Raw genomic sequence first — 15853 nt, forward strand, 5'->3', positions numbered from 1 at the left:
ACACCGCTTATGGATACTAAAGTTTTATACGTAACCGCGATTATTCTCGCAGCCATAAGTGGTGGTTATTATTATTTCAGTGGAAGTGGCAATAAGCTTCAGGTAGATGCTGCACGCAGTATGAAATCCACGGCTGAAAATATTAATTTGACGCAAACCGATGAAAAAGGTGAGCTGGCTGTTCGTGCTCAAGTCGATCGACTCGAGCAGGATATGCAGAAAAAAACCTCGAAGCTGGAAAATATGAATGCTTCTATGTACAAGGATGGCAAAGTAGATTCTACTTTTTATGCCAAACTTGTGAATGGCTATGAGGATAATACTAAAGTGATCCTTTCTCAGCAGGTGGTAGCAACCAAGATTCTGCAAGATGGTCAGCTTCAGTTCAAGACAGAAGAGTTAACAGGTTTCCCTAAAACACGAGAAATTGAAACGGATAAAGCTGTAGAAGTAACGACTCCACAAGCTGAGTTTATCAGTCAGGGCTTGAAGGCAAATCTAAATGACGGTCAATACGAATTTTTTAATATTCGAGGAAAGTATGAACCAAATTCTTAAACCTAAAATGACGACTACTTTCCTGAAGCGTACTGCGCTTGCTGCTGTGCTCGGGTTTACTTCACTCGCAGCGCTTGCAATTCCTTCAGACCGTCAGCAGCCTATTTCGCTGGTAGCTGACCGTGCAACTTTTAATGAGCGTACCGGTATCACGACTTATACCGGTAATGTCATTATTGAGCAAGGGACTATGAAACTTCAGGCAAACTCAATTGTGGCAAACCTGAACAGCAAGAAGCAAATCAGCACGATTACAGCAAATGGCAGTCCTGCACGTTTCCAGCAACAAATCGATGCTGCTAAAGGAATCGCGAAAGGTCAGGCACAGAAGATTGTCTACAATGCTGATACCGGTATTATTACCCTGACAGGTAATGCCTTCCTGGAACAGGATGGAGCCAGTATCCGTGGTAATACGCTTCGATATAGTATGAATAAGGGGGATATTGAAGCTGTCGGTACGCCAAATAAAACCGGTTCCTCTTCAGGTCGTGTACAGATTGTGATTCCACCATCCAGTTCTAAATCCTTCCCGGGAGCACGTGACTAATGGCTGAATCAAAGGTTCAAACCTTAACCATTAAACATCTGGCGAAAAACTATAGTAAACGTTGGGTGGTGAAGGATGTATCCTTCAGTATGGAAAGTGGTCAGATCGTTGGTTTGCTTGGTCCGAATGGTGCAGGTAAGACCACCAGCTTCTATATGGTGGTTGGTCTGGTGCGTATGGATAAAGGTGAAATATATCTGGATAATCTGGATCTCTCAGATTTGGCCATGCATGAACGTGCCCGCAAAGGGATTGGTTATCTGCCGCAGGAAGCTTCTATTTTCCGGAAGCTGACCATTGCTGAAAATATCATGGCGATTCTTGAAACCCGTAAGGAATTGACCAAAGCCCAGCGTCAGCAGCGCCTGGCAGAATTGCTGGCAGACTTTAAGATTACCCATATCAAAGATTCTCTGGGCATGAGTGTCTCTGGTGGTGAGCGTCGTCGTGCGGAAATTGCCCGTGCGCTGGCAGCTGATCCAAAATTCATGCTACTTGATGAACCTTTTGCCGGGGTCGATCCGATTTCTGTCGGAGATATTAAAGACATTATCACAACCTTGAAAGATCGCGGTATTGGGGTATTAATTACTGATCATAATGTGCGTGAAACTTTGGCAATCTGTGAGCATGCGTATATTGTCAGTGAAGGTGCAGTGATTGCAGAAGGTACACCACAAGAAATCCTGAATAATGAAACTGTTAGAAAAGTGTATCTGGGTGATGACTTTACCGTGTAATTCGGCTTTATTACCTTAATCAAGCCCACACAGTCAACTTTAACGTTGTTGTGTGGGATTTTTTCGTCGAAAATATTTTAGTATCATCAATTTTAAAATATTTTTGGTATATAGTTAGTTTAAAAACGACACCAATAATCATGCTATTGCAAGCAAAAAAAATTAATAAACTTCGGGGTAATTTACAGGGAAAAAAAAGGGTATTGATCGCCCTTTTATTGCCTTTGCAAATGTCTCAGGTTTATGCGGCAGATACGGAAAAGGGATATTTTCAGGGATTCAAACAAGGGGTCAGTAAACTATTCTCCCCTGAACCTGTGAAATCCTCACATACGGTTGATCTGCGGGATTTGAGTAATTATCAGCTGGATACCTCACGTGTTCAGGAGTTGCCCCAAGTAGGCGGCTTTCAGAATGGTACTCGTTCCCAGAATAGTATTCCAGCCATGGGCATTCCCAGACGCATTGATCTCAAGGATGCTGTACTTACAGCAGTTCAGCGTCGTCCCGAGATTTCACAAAGTATATCTTCGCTGTCCTCTCAGGCTGCCAATATTGATGTCGCAAAGGCACAATATTATCCACAGATTTCGGGTGGATTTGGAACAGCAGATTTAACCAAGGGTGAGCGCGGTCGTCAGGTAGTTTCTCTGAATGCGACCCAAATGCTATATGATTTTGGCAAGGTAAAATCCAGCGTAACCACTGAAGAAGCTAAGCTTGCCGAAGCGCAGGCACGGGTTTTAGTCAGTTTGGATCAGATTGCACTTGAAGTGGCAGATGCCATTGTCAATATCAAGCGCTATCAGGAAATCACCAAGATTGCCGAGCAGCAGAAACAAGGGATTGCACGAATTGCGGAAATTGCCAATCTGCGAGCCAAAGCCGGGATCAGCAGTCAGGCCGATCCGATTCAGGCCCAATCCAATCTGGAAGCTGCAGAGAATAACCTGATTGTGCAACAAACCCAGTTACGTCAGTATCAACAAAAACTGCGCACTTTACTCGGCTTTGATATATCCAATGTAGAGTGGGAAATTCCAGATAGTCTGATTCAACAGGCCGGACTTTACCAGGAGCCTGAATTTACCAGTATTCCGACGTTGATGTTGGCACATGCTGGCGTGGAAGTGGCACGTTCGCAAAAAGAGCAGGCCAAGCTAAATACTTATCCTACCATTAATATCAAAGGGAGTATGAGTCAGGCCATTAATGGTCGCAATCCGAATAATAATGAAGATGATGGCTTTTATAACTCTGTGATGATTGAAGCCACCAGTAATTTCTATCAAGGTGGGGCGACCAGATCACAGACCCGTGCAGCCAGTTTTGCTGAAGAAGCAGCACGTGCTCAGGTCAATACTGCCTATCTGGATGTAGTCGATCAGGTCCGCTTGATTCGCGAACAGATTGAAAATAAACAGCGACAAATGGACATTCTGGCACAGCGCCGTGCAACCACTGTGCGCACCAGAGAGCTGTATCAGGAACAATATAAACTCGGTACTCGAACCGTAGTCGATCTGCTTAATGCAGAGCAGGCAATTCACAGCGCAGCCCAAGAAATCGAAACTGCGCGTTACGATATTTATACCGCTATTGTTCAGTACATTCAGGTCACTGGTCGTACACGCGATCTTTATGACCTTAACCGTATTTCTATTCAGGGGTTTGAAGTACAGCCATGAGTAATACAATAAATTATCAGCCGTGGCTTCAGGCGATACTTAATATCGCCAAGCATTATCGCATCGAGCCATCTGAGGAAAGAATCCGCTTACAACTCGACTGGAACCAGCATCATGATGTAGATGAGCTGCTCAAAGTTGTCACGCGTCAGATCGGTTTAAATGTACGTAAAAACAAGTTTGATGCCAGTCTGCTCAGTCCATGGAAATTGCCAATATTGGTGGAATTTGAAAATGGCGAAGTGGGTGTCATCGAGCGCATTGATAGTGAAGGCAATGCTAGTGTACAGCTCAGTGGCGATCAGGGGCTGTCTCAGGTCTTTGACCTGGACCATCTGAAGCAGGGTGCTAAAAGCCTTTATATCTTACGTCCTGAGTCTTCAGTACCTGATGCCCGGGTCGATGAATATATCAAGCCTTTCGAAAAGAACTGGTTCTGGTCAATTGTCCTGAATGACTGGAAGCGTTATATCGATGTGATGTTTGCTTCTTTAATCGCGAACATCCTCGCACTGGCTACCATTGTCTTTTCCATGAACGTGTATGACCGGGTCATTCCTTCACAGTCTATCCCGACCTTATGGGTACTGGCAGGCGGTGTATTGATTGCGGCAATCTTCGAATTTACCTTACGCGTCTCCCGGATCTATCTGTCTGATATTATCGGCAAGCGCGCTGATTTACGTATTTCTGACCAGGTTTTTGGTCATGCCTTACGCATTAAAAATAAAGAGCGTTCAAAATCTACCGGTACTTTTATTTCACAGATTCGTGAACTGGAAGGCGTCCGTGAACTGGTGACTTCTACTACGGTGACTGCAATTGCCGACCTGCCATTTTTCTTCCTCTTCCTAGGGATTTTCTGGCTCATTGGCGGAAACCTGTTCTGGGTGATGCTGTTAGTCGTACCCATAATGATTCTACCGGGGATTCTGGCACAGAAAAAACTGGGTGAGCTGGCACAAATGGGCATGCGTGAATCTGCAATCCGTAATGCATTGCTGGTGGAAGCAGTACAAGGAATTGAAGACATCAAGCTACTGCGTGCTGAATCGCGTTTCCAGAACCAGTGGAACCATATGAATGAAGTGTCCGCCGATGTCAGCATGCAGCAACGTAAAATCGTTGGTTTGATGACCGCCTGGACGCAAAAGATTCAAGGCCTGACATTTGCCATCGTCGTGTTAGTGGGCTGTTTTGCCGTTATGGAAGGTGAAATGACCACAGGTGCACTGGTTGCCTGTTCAATCCTGTCTTCGCGTATGCTGGCGCCGATATCACAAATTACTGGCGTACTGGGTCGTTTACAGCAGGCGAAAGTCGCGAAAAACGGTTTAGATGAACTGATGAAAAAGCCGGTAGATCAGCCGGACTATTCTCATCTGATTCACCGCCCATTGCTAGAAGGTCAGTATGAACTGAGCGGGGCAGTATTCAAATATGGTGAAGATGACCCTAAACCGACTCTAGTCATTCCAAAACTAGACATCAAGCCTGGTGAGAAGATTGCGATTTTGGGCCGTAATGGTGCCGGTAAATCAACCTTATTGCAGTTGTTATCCGGTATGCAAACGCCGTTACAGGGCAAGGTTAAACTTGATGGGATTGATCTGAACCTGATTGACCCGGCAGATGTGCGCCGTGATATGGGCCTACTGAATCAAAATTCACAGTTATTTTATGGCAGCATTCGTGAAAATCTGACACTGGGTGCACCACTGGCAACTGACCAGCAAATCCTGGAAGCTTTGCAACTTACAGGTGCATTGGGCTTTGTTCAGGAGAAAAAAGAAGGCCTGGACCATATCATTCTCGAAGGTGGTGTGGGCTTCTCTGGGGGGCAGCGTCAAGCCTTGTTACTTTCTCGTTTACTGATTCGCCAACCACGAATTTTATTGCTGGATGAACCCACTGCTGCCATTGATGATGTTTCTGAGAAACAGCTGATTGATAATTTAAAGACTTATCTGATTGGCCGAACCATGGTGGTGGCTACACATCGTCGTGCGGTACTTGAATTGGTAGATCGCATCATTGTCGTAAATGACGGCAAGATTGTGATGGATGGTCCGCGGGACCAGATCCTGAATCAATCACAAGGTGGAGCGAAGCGTGTTACGGGAGCAAGCGCATGAGTGCACAACAGGAAATCAAGCGTTCAACCAAAGTCAGCTTTCAGGAACCATCTTTGCCAAAATCAAGTGTGATCATCTGGATCATTGGCATAGGTTTACTGATTCTGCTGACGTGGGCATGGCTGTTCAAGCTGGAAGAAGTTTCGACAGGCACCGGTAAAGTGATTCCCTCTTCCAAGGAACAGGTTATTCAGTCTTTAGAAGGTGGTATCCTCACCAAGCTGAACGTCAAAGAAGGTGAAATTGTCGAGCAGGGTCAGGTATTGGCGCAGCTGGATCCCACCCGTTTTGAATCCAATGTGGGTGAATCGGCTTCTCTGTTAATTTCTTCGCGTGCAACTGCGGCACGCTTACGTGCTGAAGTCACTGGTGCGCCGTTGTCCTTCCCGCCAGAGGTGCTGAAAGAGCCAAAACTGGTGGCAGAGGAAACTGCATTATATAAATCGCGTCGTGCTAATCTGGAACAATCTTTAGCAGGGTTACAGCAGGCCTTGGTACTGGTACAGCAAGAACTGGCGATGACTGAACCATTAGTTGCAAAAGGGGCTGCAAGCGAAGTGGAAGTTCTGCGTTTAAAGCGTGAAGCCAATGACCTGCAAAACCAGATGAATGATGTGCGGAACCAGTATTTTGTGAAAGCGCGTGAAGAACTTGCCAAAGCCAATACGGATGTGGAAACTCAGCAACAGGTGGTACGTGGTAAATCCGATACGCTGAACCGGACTATTTTCAAATCGCCAGTACGTGGCGTGGTGAAGGAAATTGATGTCATGACCTTGGGAGGCGTCATTCCACAAAACGGCAAGTTGATGACGATTGTACCGCTGGATGAAAAATTGCTGGTCGAGGCACGTATTTCACCACGTGATATTGCCTTTATCCGTCCGGATCAGGAAGCGCTGGTCAAAATCACCGCTTATGATTACTCGATTTATGGCGGCTTGAAAGGTAAAGTCACTGTGATTTCACCCGATACTCTACGTGATGAAGTCAAGCAGGATCAGTTTTACTACCGCGTTTATATCCGTACCGAAAATGACAAGCTGAACAATAAAGCCGGACAGGAATTTAATATCACGCCGGGTATGGTAGCAACCGTGGATATCCGTACGGGTGAAAAAACCGTACTGGATTATTTGGTTAAACCGTTTAATAAGGCTAAAGAAGCATTACGCGAACGCTAATCCTTCATAGTAGTTGTACAAAATCAAGCCTCTATGTATAGGGGCTTTTTTGTTTGTGCCAGCAAACACGTTATACTGCAACACAGTGATGTTATTGTTTGAATCCAATGTCTTTTACCATTGCCAACCTTGTCAGTTTTGAAGAAGAGATCAAGAAAAGCCGCTTTCAGGCCTTTGCCACGCCGGTGGAATCCGAACAGGATGTAAAGGATTTTCTGGAAGCTTATCGTGACACCACCACGACGCATCAGTGCTGGGCATGGAAAATTGGACATAATGTGCGTTTTAATGATGATGGCGAGCCTTCTGGCACCGCAGGTCGACCGATTTTAGCGACCATTGAAGGCAATGAGCTGACCAATGTATTGGTGCTGGTAAATCGCTGGTATGGAGGAATCAAGCTAGGTACGGGTGGTTTGGTTCGTGCTTATGGGGGCTGTGCGGGGCAATGCCTAATCTTAGCTGAAAAGATTGAACTGATTGAAAAGAAGAAAGTGTCCTTTCGTTGTAATTTTAGTGAATGGGCTATTTTTCAGTATGAGCTGAATCAGCAACAGATTGACTATCAGGAAGATTATACCGCAGAAGGCGTCGAGGTTATTGCGCAAATGCAGAAACATCAGATTGAGCCATTTGCCTTGAAGATTCAGGATGTCAGCCGCGGACGTGAAGCCTTAAAAATTATAGATGAGCCCCAAGATGACTGAGCAGCAGGACCCTCTACTGAAATACCGCGAGCAGCATAAGCATCGTCTTAATTATATGCCGTGGCTATACTGGTCACTCAAGCCTAAAAACCGGGGCTGGGCAGAACAGTGGCAGCGCGAATATCAGGACTATCTGCGTGAAATGGAAACAGTCGAGATTGGTGAGAACTGCTTTATTTCACCACTGGCCCATATCTTCGCTGAACCGGGCCGAAAAATCGTGATTGGTGATCATAGTTTTATCGCAGCGGACTGTACCTTGCATGGGCCACTAGAAATTGGCAATGAAGTCGCGATTAATCACCACTGTATTCTGGATGGTGGACGGGTAGGAATTAAGTTACATGATCAGGTGCGTATGGCGGCCTATTGTCACCTGTACGCTTTTGATCATGGGATGGAGCTGGAACAGCCCATTTATAAACAGCCGGTGCGTTCCAAAGGGATTGAAATTGGCCGTGATGTCTGGCTGGGTGCTCATGTCGGCATTAAAGACGGAGTGAAAATTGCGGATCAGGCCATTGTTGGTATGAACAGTATGGTGACCAAAGATTTGGATGAACGCATGATCGTTGCAGGTAACCCGGCCAAACTGATTCGCTACCGGGATTAATACGTGATTAGAGTTTCAGACGATACAAGGATTGTTCTGGTAGTTCAAAAATGTATAAGCCACTAGAACGTCACATAAAAAATAACATAATTCAAATCCTGTGCTACAGAATTCGCTGCACATTTGCCGAAGGCTATGCTAACTTAAAAATATCTAAGAACTTTTATTATAATGAGAGAGGCTAAACATGAAACGTGTCATTGCCTGCATTGATTCTTCTCCATGCATTAATGCCCTCGCAGAAGCGGCTGCATGGATTGCCAAGCAGACCCATCGCGAACTGGTGTTATTGCAAGTTTTGGATTATTACCCTGCAAGTTATCATTTGGGGGAAATTAGTGGTGTGATTGGTTTTGAAAGCAATGCCATGCTATTAAAAGAACTGGCTGAACTTGAACAGAAACAGAGTGAACTGGCTTTAGACTATAGCAATAATCTGCTGCGGCATATTTCTGACCAGATCAAAGAAAAACACAATATCAACACCATCCATATTCAGGAAAAAGGGGATTTCCTGGAACAAAGTTTTCAGTTACTCAGACCTGATGATATTGTCGTCATTGGACGTTTGGGTGAGCGCTCGGCTGAGAAAAACAAGCCGATGGGCACCAATGTGGAAAACTTTATCCGTGGTGCCAATTGTACGGTAATGACAGTGGGTGAAAACTTTAAACCGCCAACACGCTTTATCTTTGCCTATGAATATTCACCAACCTGTATCCAGATGATGAGACGCATTGCAGAAAGTGATTTGCTGAAACTGCTACAGTGTCATTTGTTGTATGTCGGAGATCATGCTGAAATCCTGAATGAACCGTTGAACTATCTGAAAGAAGCTGGACTGGATGTTGTTCCTGAATACCGCTATGGTGATGTGGCAGAGAACATTCTGTCTTATCAGCAGGAGCAGGGAATTCAGCTGATTGTGCTGGGTGCATTCAGTCACAGCAAAATCCACCAGTTTTTCCTGGGTAGTATCGCGACCACCATCTTCCGCAATTCCAAAGTACCGCTTCTGGTTGCCAAGTAAAGGAAAATATTGGAAAAAGCGTTATAAAGTTAAAATAACAATTCCACGAAATTAAAAAGCTTGAACTTGGAAATTGTTACAGTTTGATTTAAAAATAATCAGAGTTATCCTCATATATTGTGGATAACTCTGTGGTTACATTCCATAAGTTATTGTTATATATTTAAAATACTTTATTGGGTGTTTTTTGCTCTCAGACTGTTATTTGACAATAGCCAGTGCAAAACCGTCATGACCTTTGCTGCCCACGGTCTGTAGAGCGGTACTGGAAAGTAGGCGCGGGTGATTCTGCATTGCTTCAAACATGCTGCGAATACCTTCAATACTTGGCTTATTATTGTCCAAATCAATAATTGCCCCAGCACGAATAACATTGTCTAAAAAGATTACTGTACCTGAACGAGATAGTTTCAGGCTGAGCTCCAGATATTCAGGATAGCTCTGTTTATCCGCATCAATAAAGATAAAATCGAATGGTTCTGTATCTTCCGGTAGAGCTTTTAGAATATCTGCTGCACGGCCACATTTAAGTTCGACTGTCTGTTTAAGGTTGGCACGCTCGATATTTTCCTGACCCATTGCGGCATGCGTATCACGACCTTCAATGGTCAGGATATAACCATCTTTAGGCAGGGCACGTGCCAACCACATGGTGCTATATGCAGCAAAAGTTCCCAGTTCAAGTACACGCTTGCAGCCATTCATCTGAATCAGCATCTGTAACAGCATGCCCTGATTGGCAGCTACCGCCAGATGATCAGGAAATCCATGCGCAGCTGTATTTTCAAGAGTCTGTTTCAGAATAGAATCATCTGGAATTAAATGTGAATCAATATAATTGTCGAGATCTGTCCACATTTGTTGCATAGCTTGAGCACCTTTGTTGCGATGCAGGCATTTTAAACCTTTCGCAGTAGAGCGCAATTTATTGTTTTATATTTGCTTTGAAAATGAACAATACAGAACGATTTACAGATTCTGTATTGTAGTTGGAATGACTTAGTAATTACACATTGAAGATCTACGGCTTAAATCCGGGCCCCAGGTGCGGTAACCTTGGGTATCAATATGGATCTGACCTGAAGCATATAGACCTAAGCCCATATTCAGGCTTTGACCATGCTGTATCCAGAACTGGCAGAGTTTGAACTTGGTATTCTCAATATAGGCATAATCTTCTGGCTGCGGGAATTCCGGGCCAATACGGAAATCAATCGCAGAGTTATACAGGTGACGTGAAGAGTTAGCACCACCAGCACATTTATTGAGTGGCAGATCACGATAAACTGAGGTCACTTCGAAATCATTGAGGACATTGGCTGCAACCAGATATTTAAATACACGTAACGTTGGTAACTGATTGCTCCACAGCTCACGGCTCGGCACCATATACTGCGGTCCACCACAACGCGACCAGTCACGTGCGGTACGCATCAATTCAAAACTTGGAATGATATTGCCTACCGAATTACGTTCTAAAAATACTTCATATTCGCGTACACGAGAGAGGTTATTTGCTACGGCTGCCCAGTTGGTATAGGCAAAAGGAATACTCTTAGGCAGCACCTTACGGTCAACCTTAACCTGTTCCTGAGGAATGTAAATCCGTTTTCCATCTGGCAAGGTCATTGGTTTCTTTGTCGCGGTGGTACAGCCCACCATGACAAAAGGGATCATGCTGAGACCCAATAATCCCTTGTAAAAATGCTTCATTATTAGAAATCAGGTATTTATAAAATAGCGCTATTTTAGTCCACTTTTGCGAAGAAATTCAGGATAAATTGCAATGAAATGTGTGCATCAGGTACAAAAAAAGATCAGACTATGCTGATCTTTTTTGGGGATTTGAAAATTACTTTTCAAGATATTGCAGTTTGTCTGCTTTACCGTTCCATTCTTCACGGTCAGCTGGCTGATCACCAATTTGGGTGATATTCGGCCATTTTTGAGACAGCTCAGCATTCAATTCGATGAATACTTCCTGACCCTCAGGTAACTCATCTTCAGAGAAAATTGCATTTGCAGGACATTCTGGTTCACATAACGCGCAGTCGATACATTCGTCCGGGTTAATTACAAGGAAGTTCGGACCTTCATAGAAACAATCTACAGGGCAAACTTCAACACAGTCTTGATATTTACATTTAATACAATTTTCAGTGACAACGAAGGTCATGGCGACAGCTACCTAAAAAATATGGTTCTAATAACTAATGTGTATTTTAGGCAAAAACTGCAGCAACTAACAATTCCTTTTATTGATATTTGTTATATATAGGGCTGTTATTTTTGCAAAAAAACCGATGCAGATATCAAATTCAGAGATTATAGCTCCCTTAAACAAAACCGCCTCATACTGGATGAGGCGGTTGAGGATTTTAGCCTGGTAGTTTCAGTAGATCTTTCAGTGCATAAAGCTGCTGTAAGGCTTCACGCGGACTGAGGCTGTCGACATCAATGTCTTCCAGCAGTTCAAGTGCAGCCGATGGTTTTTCCACCTCAATAATCCGCTCAACGACTGTTTCGACCTGTTCAATCGCAAACAGATCAGGTTGTGGACTTTGAGGCTTGGTATGGTGCTGCTTTTCCAGAATACGCAGTCGGTTTTGTGCTTCCCGGATTACGCTTGCTGGAATACCGGCAAGTTTGGCGACCTGTAGGCCATGACTCTGGCTGGCTGGACCTTGTTGCACTTTATGCAGCAAAATCAGGTTACCATTCACTTCACGGGCAGTCACATGATAGTTATCAATACCTGATTCGCTGGCCAGTTCAGTTAACTCAAAATAATGCGTAGCAAACAGACATAAACATTGAATACGTCGGGTGAGATCCAGTACGCATGCCCAAGCTAGAGACAGACCATCATAAGTGCTGGTACCACGACCCACTTCATCCATCAGCACGAGTGATTGACTAGTCGCATGATGCAGAATCTGCGAAGTTTCAGTCATTTCTACCATGAAGGTGGATTTACCTGTAGACAGGTCATCTGCCGAACCGATCCGGGTAAAAATGCGGTCAATTGGCCCCAAGGTTACAGCCTGCGCCGGAACATAACTACCACAATAGGCCAGCAGGGCAATCAGTGCAGTCTGACGCATAAAGGTAGATTTACCGCCCATGTTTGGACCAGTGATAATGGCCATCCGGTGCTGATAATCGAGTTGCGTATCATTCGGAGTGAAGGCAGTTTTGCTTAAAGCTTCCACAACAGGATGACGACCTGCCTGGATTTTCAAGCCAATTTCCGGACTATATTTCGGGCGTGACCAGTTGCGTAGGCGTGCCTGATGCGCAAAGTTACACAGTAGATCAATCTGTGCGATGGCGCTGCTCATCATTTGTAGGTTGCCAATGTCCTCACGCAATTCATCCAGCAGCATTTCAAAGAGCAATTTCTCACGCGCCAGTGCACGGGATTCGCTTGAGAGGACTTTATCTTCAAAGGCTTTCAGCTCTGGTGTGATGTAACGTTCAGCATTTTTTAAGGTCTGGCGACGAATATAATGTTCCGGTGCCTGTTCAGCCTGTGCTCGGGTCAATTCAATATAGTATCCACTAACACGGTTATAGCCGATTTTCAGGGTTGGAATACCACTCTGCTCACGTTCCTTGATTTCCAGATCAATTAGGAATTTCCCGGCATGATCGCGAATTTTGCGTAACTCATCCAGTTCTGCATCGAAGCCTTCGGCAATAACATTCCCATCACGTAACAGAACTGGTGGATTTTCCACAATGGCTGACATCAAACGTTCATGCAGACCATGGAAATCACCAAGCTCTTCATTCACTTGAATAAGTAATTTGGACTGCTGCTGGCTGACCATCGGTTGTAGTGCATGGCGTAGGAACGGGATCTGAGCACAGGCCTGACGCAGCTGAACCAGATCCCGTGGACGTGCACTGCCCAATGCAATACGGCTTAATACACGTTCAATATCACTGATTTCTTTTAAGACCAGACGTACTGGCGATTCATGAAAGCCGTCTAATAATACTTGAGTAGCATCCAGACGCTCATCCAGAATGGCAGTATCGCGTAAGGGCTGCATCAAGGTGCGACTCAGCAGGCGGCTACCCATTGCTGTTTGACAATCATTGATTAACTGGAACAGCGAAGTACCATGTTCAAATAATGGTTCAATCAACTCTAAATTGCGTCTAGTCACTGGATCTAGCGCAATAAAGTCTGAACTTTGTTCTAGCTGAATGGTACGAATATGCGGCAGCGCAGTTTTCTGGGTTTCTTTGGCATAGTGAATCAATGCGGCTGCAGCAGCTTTGGCGAGTGGCAGATGATCAATCCCAAAACCTGCCAGTGTACTGACAGCAAACTGGTCACATAAAGTCTTTTGGGCATTGTTCAGGTTAAAGTCGACATTTGGGCGTTTGCTGACTGGTACATCCAGTTGGCGTTTCAAATGTTCAACCAGATCCTGCTCTTGCAGATTCTCATCTACGACAATTTCGCTTGGCATCAGACGTGCCAGCTCAATTGCCAGCTGGTTCAGGTCATAATCAATCTGTTGAACTTTGAAAATACCGGCGCTTAAATCCAGTAGAGCGATACCAATTTTATTTTGCTGAATGCATAGCGCAACCAGATTAGAAGTTTGATGTGCACCCAGCAGGGCATCATCGGTTAATGTGCCCGGAGTAATAATCCGAACCACACCACGTTCAACCGGACCTTTACCTGTGACCTCTCCAATCTGCTCGCAGATTACTACCGTTTCGCCTTTTTTTACCAGACGGGCCAAATATCCTTCTGCCGCATGGAAAGGCACACCTGCCATTGGAATCGGCTGACCATTGGCCTTACCGCGATGGGTTAGGGTAATGCCAAGAATTTTGGCTGCTTTATGGGCATCTTCAAAGAACAGTTCGTAGAAATCACCCATGCGATAGAACATCAATGAATGCGGATGCTGCATCTTCACAGACATATATTGCTGCATCATAGGTGTTAGGGTAGAAAGATCAGCCATGAGTTCTGAACTGGTCATTAAGAAGAAATCCTTTAAAAAATAATGGGCAGACTGGTTAAGGCTGATGAGCTGAAGGCAATATATTCACTATTGATTTACCAAAGCAGAAACCATCAAAACAGCCATGCAAAATGTGTATTGAGCTAAGTCTAGCAAAATTAATTTTTAGAAAGAAATGGATTCGATGACTTCTATCGAGTCTAATGAAAGATTGCCGGTTTTAAACACGAAAAATATGGATCGGAGTCAGGTCTAAATCATATATACATTGTTTTTAGACTGACGAGGAGCGATCTTAAACCGATTACGACCCTCTGCTTTTGCAGCATACAGCGCTTCATCAGCCTGAGCAATAAAATCAGCAAGGCGATCATTTTCCTGAGGCTTGATACTGGCACAGCCAATACTCACCGTGACATGACCCGATACCTGACTGGCAGGATGAAACAGCTGCAAAGCATTGATGCGTTGGATCAGCTCCTGGGCAATTTTCTGTATTTCTACTTCATCGATATAAGGATAGACCAGTAAAAATTCTTCTCCACCATAACGTGCTGCCAGTTCCATACTGCGGGAAGAAATGCCTTGTAACTGTTGGGCTACCAATTGTAGACATGCATCACCGGCAATATGTCCAAAATGGTCGTTATAGTTTTTAAAATAATCGATATCCACCATCATGATACTCAAAGGCGCTTGATGTCGTAGTGCGTGGCGCCATTGTGTGTCCAGATATTCTGTCAGATAACGTCGATTAGCAAGGCCAGTGAGCGCATCAAGTTGGGTCAGCCGTTCCAGTTCTTGTGCCTGTTGGGTCAGTTCCTCTTTATGCAGTTCGATAATACAATTCTGCAAATAGTTCTCACGATGCTGGCGGTCAATCGCATAGGCAATAATCATCCCAAGGAGACTGCTAAACGTATAGGTACGATGTAAAAAGGTCCAGTCAATATTGTAGTTGAGAGAAACCGTGACCAGATAACCAATCAGTCCACCGCCCCAACCCGCAATGAGTGCTGAATAAAAGCGCATACCGACAAAGCTATAGTTAATGACGACTGCATACATCATGGCCACGTGCAGCAGGGCATCATTATCAATATCCTGGCCAATCACGGGAATAATCACAAAAGAAATCGCGACCGCACTGGTCGCACCTAACGTGGTATACAGGTCAAAGAAACGATTAAACGGCTTGCTAAACGACATTAACCAAACTGCGATGGTAATTACCCCAACCCAGGCATACAGAGAAAGCCAATGAATCAGTTTTTCATCGATTGAAATGGTCTGAAAAATCCCGTAACTGAGCACAAAATACAGAACCAGAATAATGCTGCCCCGAAAACGAAATTCATAAGCAGCTTCGTCACGGTATTGCTGGCGATAGATTGGCTCGAGTTCTTTTCTGAAATACACATAGTTCAGTCCATGTGCAATCAGCTCATTTACTTTTTCATGGCTAATCTGTTTAGAGCCAGCTAATTTCATAAAGTACCATTACTAAGCAAATAAAGTCATTTAACTACTGATACTGTAGATTGTATCGAACGGTTAAACTATTGATAGCACAGATAAAGTATCCTGCTCAAGAAATATCCTTTTATGTATAAAAAAATTATATTTCATATATATCATAAAAAAGTAATTTGAT

14 protein-coding genes are annotated in these 15853 nt (G+C 44.3%); 9 read left to right on the top strand and 5 right to left on the bottom strand.

Going from position 1 to position 15853, the window contains the following annotated elements; genetic code table 11:
- Positions 1 to 9 precede the first annotated feature (9 nt).
- The 9 genes from lptC (at position 10) to B3D47_RS10605 (ending at position 9205) form a co-directional block, all read left to right on the top strand.
- Positions 10 to 558, top strand: a complete 549-nt coding sequence (lptC, locus tag B3D47_RS10565; protein WP_004894330.1) for an LPS export ABC transporter periplasmic protein LptC — start codon at positions 10 to 12, stop codon at positions 556 to 558.
- Positions 542 to 1108: a lipopolysaccharide transport periplasmic protein LptA gene (gene lptA, locus B3D47_RS10570; protein WP_004812577.1), complete on the top strand. Its 567-nt coding sequence runs from the start codon at positions 542 to 544 to the stop codon at positions 1106 to 1108. The genes lptC and lptA overlap by 17 nt, the downstream gene beginning before the upstream one ends.
- Positions 1108 to 1848, top strand: a complete 741-nt coding sequence (gene lptB / locus B3D47_RS10575) for an LPS export ABC transporter ATP-binding protein (RefSeq protein WP_286861941.1) — start codon at positions 1108 to 1110, stop codon at positions 1846 to 1848. The genes lptA and lptB overlap by 1 nt, the downstream gene beginning before the upstream one ends.
- A gap of 140 nt (positions 1849 to 1988) precedes the next feature.
- A complete protein-coding gene (locus B3D47_RS10580) occupies positions 1989 to 3536 on the top strand; it encodes a TolC family outer membrane protein (RefSeq protein WP_286861943.1) in 1548 nt (515 codons plus the stop codon).
- Entirely contained in the window at positions 3533 to 5671 is a 2139-nt protein-coding gene (locus B3D47_RS10585; RefSeq protein ID WP_163171447.1) for a type I secretion system permease/ATPase, read from the top strand. The genes B3D47_RS10580 and B3D47_RS10585 overlap by 4 nt, the downstream gene beginning before the upstream one ends.
- Complete coding sequence (locus tag B3D47_RS10590; protein WP_286861945.1) at positions 5668 to 6855, top strand: HlyD family efflux transporter periplasmic adaptor subunit; 1188 nt, start codon at positions 5668 to 5670, stop codon at positions 6853 to 6855. The genes B3D47_RS10585 and B3D47_RS10590 overlap by 4 nt, the downstream gene beginning before the upstream one ends.
- A 107-nt stretch (positions 6856 to 6962) precedes the next feature.
- Complete coding sequence (locus B3D47_RS10595; RefSeq protein WP_286861947.1) at positions 6963 to 7562, top strand: IMPACT family protein; 600 nt, start codon at positions 6963 to 6965, stop codon at positions 7560 to 7562.
- On the top strand, positions 7555 to 8175 hold the full coding sequence (locus B3D47_RS10600) for an acyltransferase (protein WP_004894343.1): 621 nt from the start codon (positions 7555 to 7557) through the stop codon (positions 8173 to 8175). The genes B3D47_RS10595 and B3D47_RS10600 overlap by 8 nt, the downstream gene beginning before the upstream one ends.
- 187 nt (positions 8176 to 8362) lie before the next feature.
- Positions 8363 to 9205, top strand: a complete 843-nt coding sequence (locus B3D47_RS10605; RefSeq protein WP_071321085.1) for a universal stress protein — start codon at positions 8363 to 8365, stop codon at positions 9203 to 9205.
- A gap of 201 nt (positions 9206 to 9406) precedes the next feature.
- On the opposite strand, the gene B3D47_RS10610 is transcribed toward B3D47_RS10605, so the two are convergent.
- The 5 genes from B3D47_RS10610 to B3D47_RS10630 all read right to left on the bottom strand — a co-directional run bounded on the left by B3D47_RS10610 (position 9407) and on the right by B3D47_RS10630 (position 15690).
- Complete coding sequence (locus B3D47_RS10610; RefSeq protein WP_286861950.1) at positions 9407 to 10072, bottom strand: O-methyltransferase; 666 nt, start codon at positions 10070 to 10072, stop codon at positions 9407 to 9409.
- Between the two features lie 132 nt (positions 10073 to 10204).
- Positions 10205 to 10918, bottom strand: coding sequence for a D-Ala-D-Ala carboxypeptidase family metallohydrolase (locus B3D47_RS10615; protein WP_004812593.1), 714 nt, complete (start codon positions 10916 to 10918; stop codon positions 10205 to 10207).
- Positions 10919 to 11057: 139 nt separating this feature from the next.
- Positions 11058 to 11381, bottom strand: a complete 324-nt coding sequence (fdxA, locus tag B3D47_RS10620; RefSeq protein WP_004812595.1) for a ferredoxin FdxA — start codon at positions 11379 to 11381, stop codon at positions 11058 to 11060.
- A gap of 202 nt (positions 11382 to 11583) precedes the next feature.
- Positions 11584 to 14217 carry a DNA mismatch repair protein MutS gene (gene mutS, locus B3D47_RS10625; protein WP_286861952.1) on the bottom strand — a complete coding sequence of 878 codons (2634 nt, stop codon included), beginning with the start codon at positions 14215 to 14217 and terminating at the stop codon, positions 11584 to 11586.
- Positions 14218 to 14451: 234 nt separating this feature from the next.
- Positions 14452 to 15690 (bottom strand): GGDEF domain-containing protein, encoded by a 1239-nt coding sequence (locus B3D47_RS10630; protein ID WP_071321088.1) that lies wholly within the window; start codon positions 15688 to 15690, stop codon positions 14452 to 14454.
- Positions 15691 to 15853: the final 163 nt, after the last annotated feature.

Source organism: Acinetobacter sp. UBA3461, assembly GCF_002381195.1.
GTDB lineage: Bacteria > Pseudomonadota > Gammaproteobacteria > Pseudomonadales > Moraxellaceae > Acinetobacter > Acinetobacter schindleri.

Bases quoted from the DNA above. Each gene is read 5' to 3' on its own strand.
- lptC (WP_004894330.1), top strand. From the start codon at position 10: ATGGATACTAAAGTTTTATACGTAACCGCGATTATTCTCGCAGCCATA.
- fdxA (WP_004812595.1), bottom strand. From the start codon at position 11,381: ATGACCTTCGTTGTCACTGAAAATTGTATTAAATGTAAATATCAAGAC.
- B3D47_RS10610 (WP_286861950.1), bottom strand. From the start codon at position 10,072: ATGCAACAAATGTGGACAGATCTCGACAATTATATTGATTCACATTTA.
- B3D47_RS10595 (WP_286861947.1), top strand. From the start codon at position 6,963: ATGTCTTTTACCATTGCCAACCTTGTCAGTTTTGAAGAAGAGATCAAG.
- lptB (WP_286861941.1), top strand. From the start codon at position 1,108: ATGGCTGAATCAAAGGTTCAAACCTTAACCATTAAACATCTGGCGAAA.
- B3D47_RS10585 (WP_163171447.1), top strand. From the start codon at position 3,533: ATGAGTAATACAATAAATTATCAGCCGTGGCTTCAGGCGATACTTAAT.
- B3D47_RS10615 (WP_004812593.1), bottom strand. From the start codon at position 10,918: ATGAAGCATTTTTACAAGGGATTATTGGGTCTCAGCATGATCCCTTTT.
- B3D47_RS10630 (WP_071321088.1), bottom strand. From the start codon at position 15,690: ATGAAATTAGCTGGCTCTAAACAGATTAGCCATGAAAAAGTAAATGAG.
- B3D47_RS10605 (WP_071321085.1), top strand. From the start codon at position 8,363: ATGAAACGTGTCATTGCCTGCATTGATTCTTCTCCATGCATTAATGCC.
- B3D47_RS10580 (WP_286861943.1), top strand. From the start codon at position 1,989: ATGCTATTGCAAGCAAAAAAAATTAATAAACTTCGGGGTAATTTACAG.
- B3D47_RS10600 (WP_004894343.1), top strand. From the start codon at position 7,555: ATGACTGAGCAGCAGGACCCTCTACTGAAATACCGCGAGCAGCATAAG.
- lptA (WP_004812577.1), top strand. From the start codon at position 542: ATGAACCAAATTCTTAAACCTAAAATGACGACTACTTTCCTGAAGCGT.
- B3D47_RS10590 (WP_286861945.1), top strand. From the start codon at position 5,668: ATGAGTGCACAACAGGAAATCAAGCGTTCAACCAAAGTCAGCTTTCAG.
- mutS (WP_286861952.1), bottom strand. From the start codon at position 14,217: ATGACCAGTTCAGAACTCATGGCTGATCTTTCTACCCTAACACCTATG.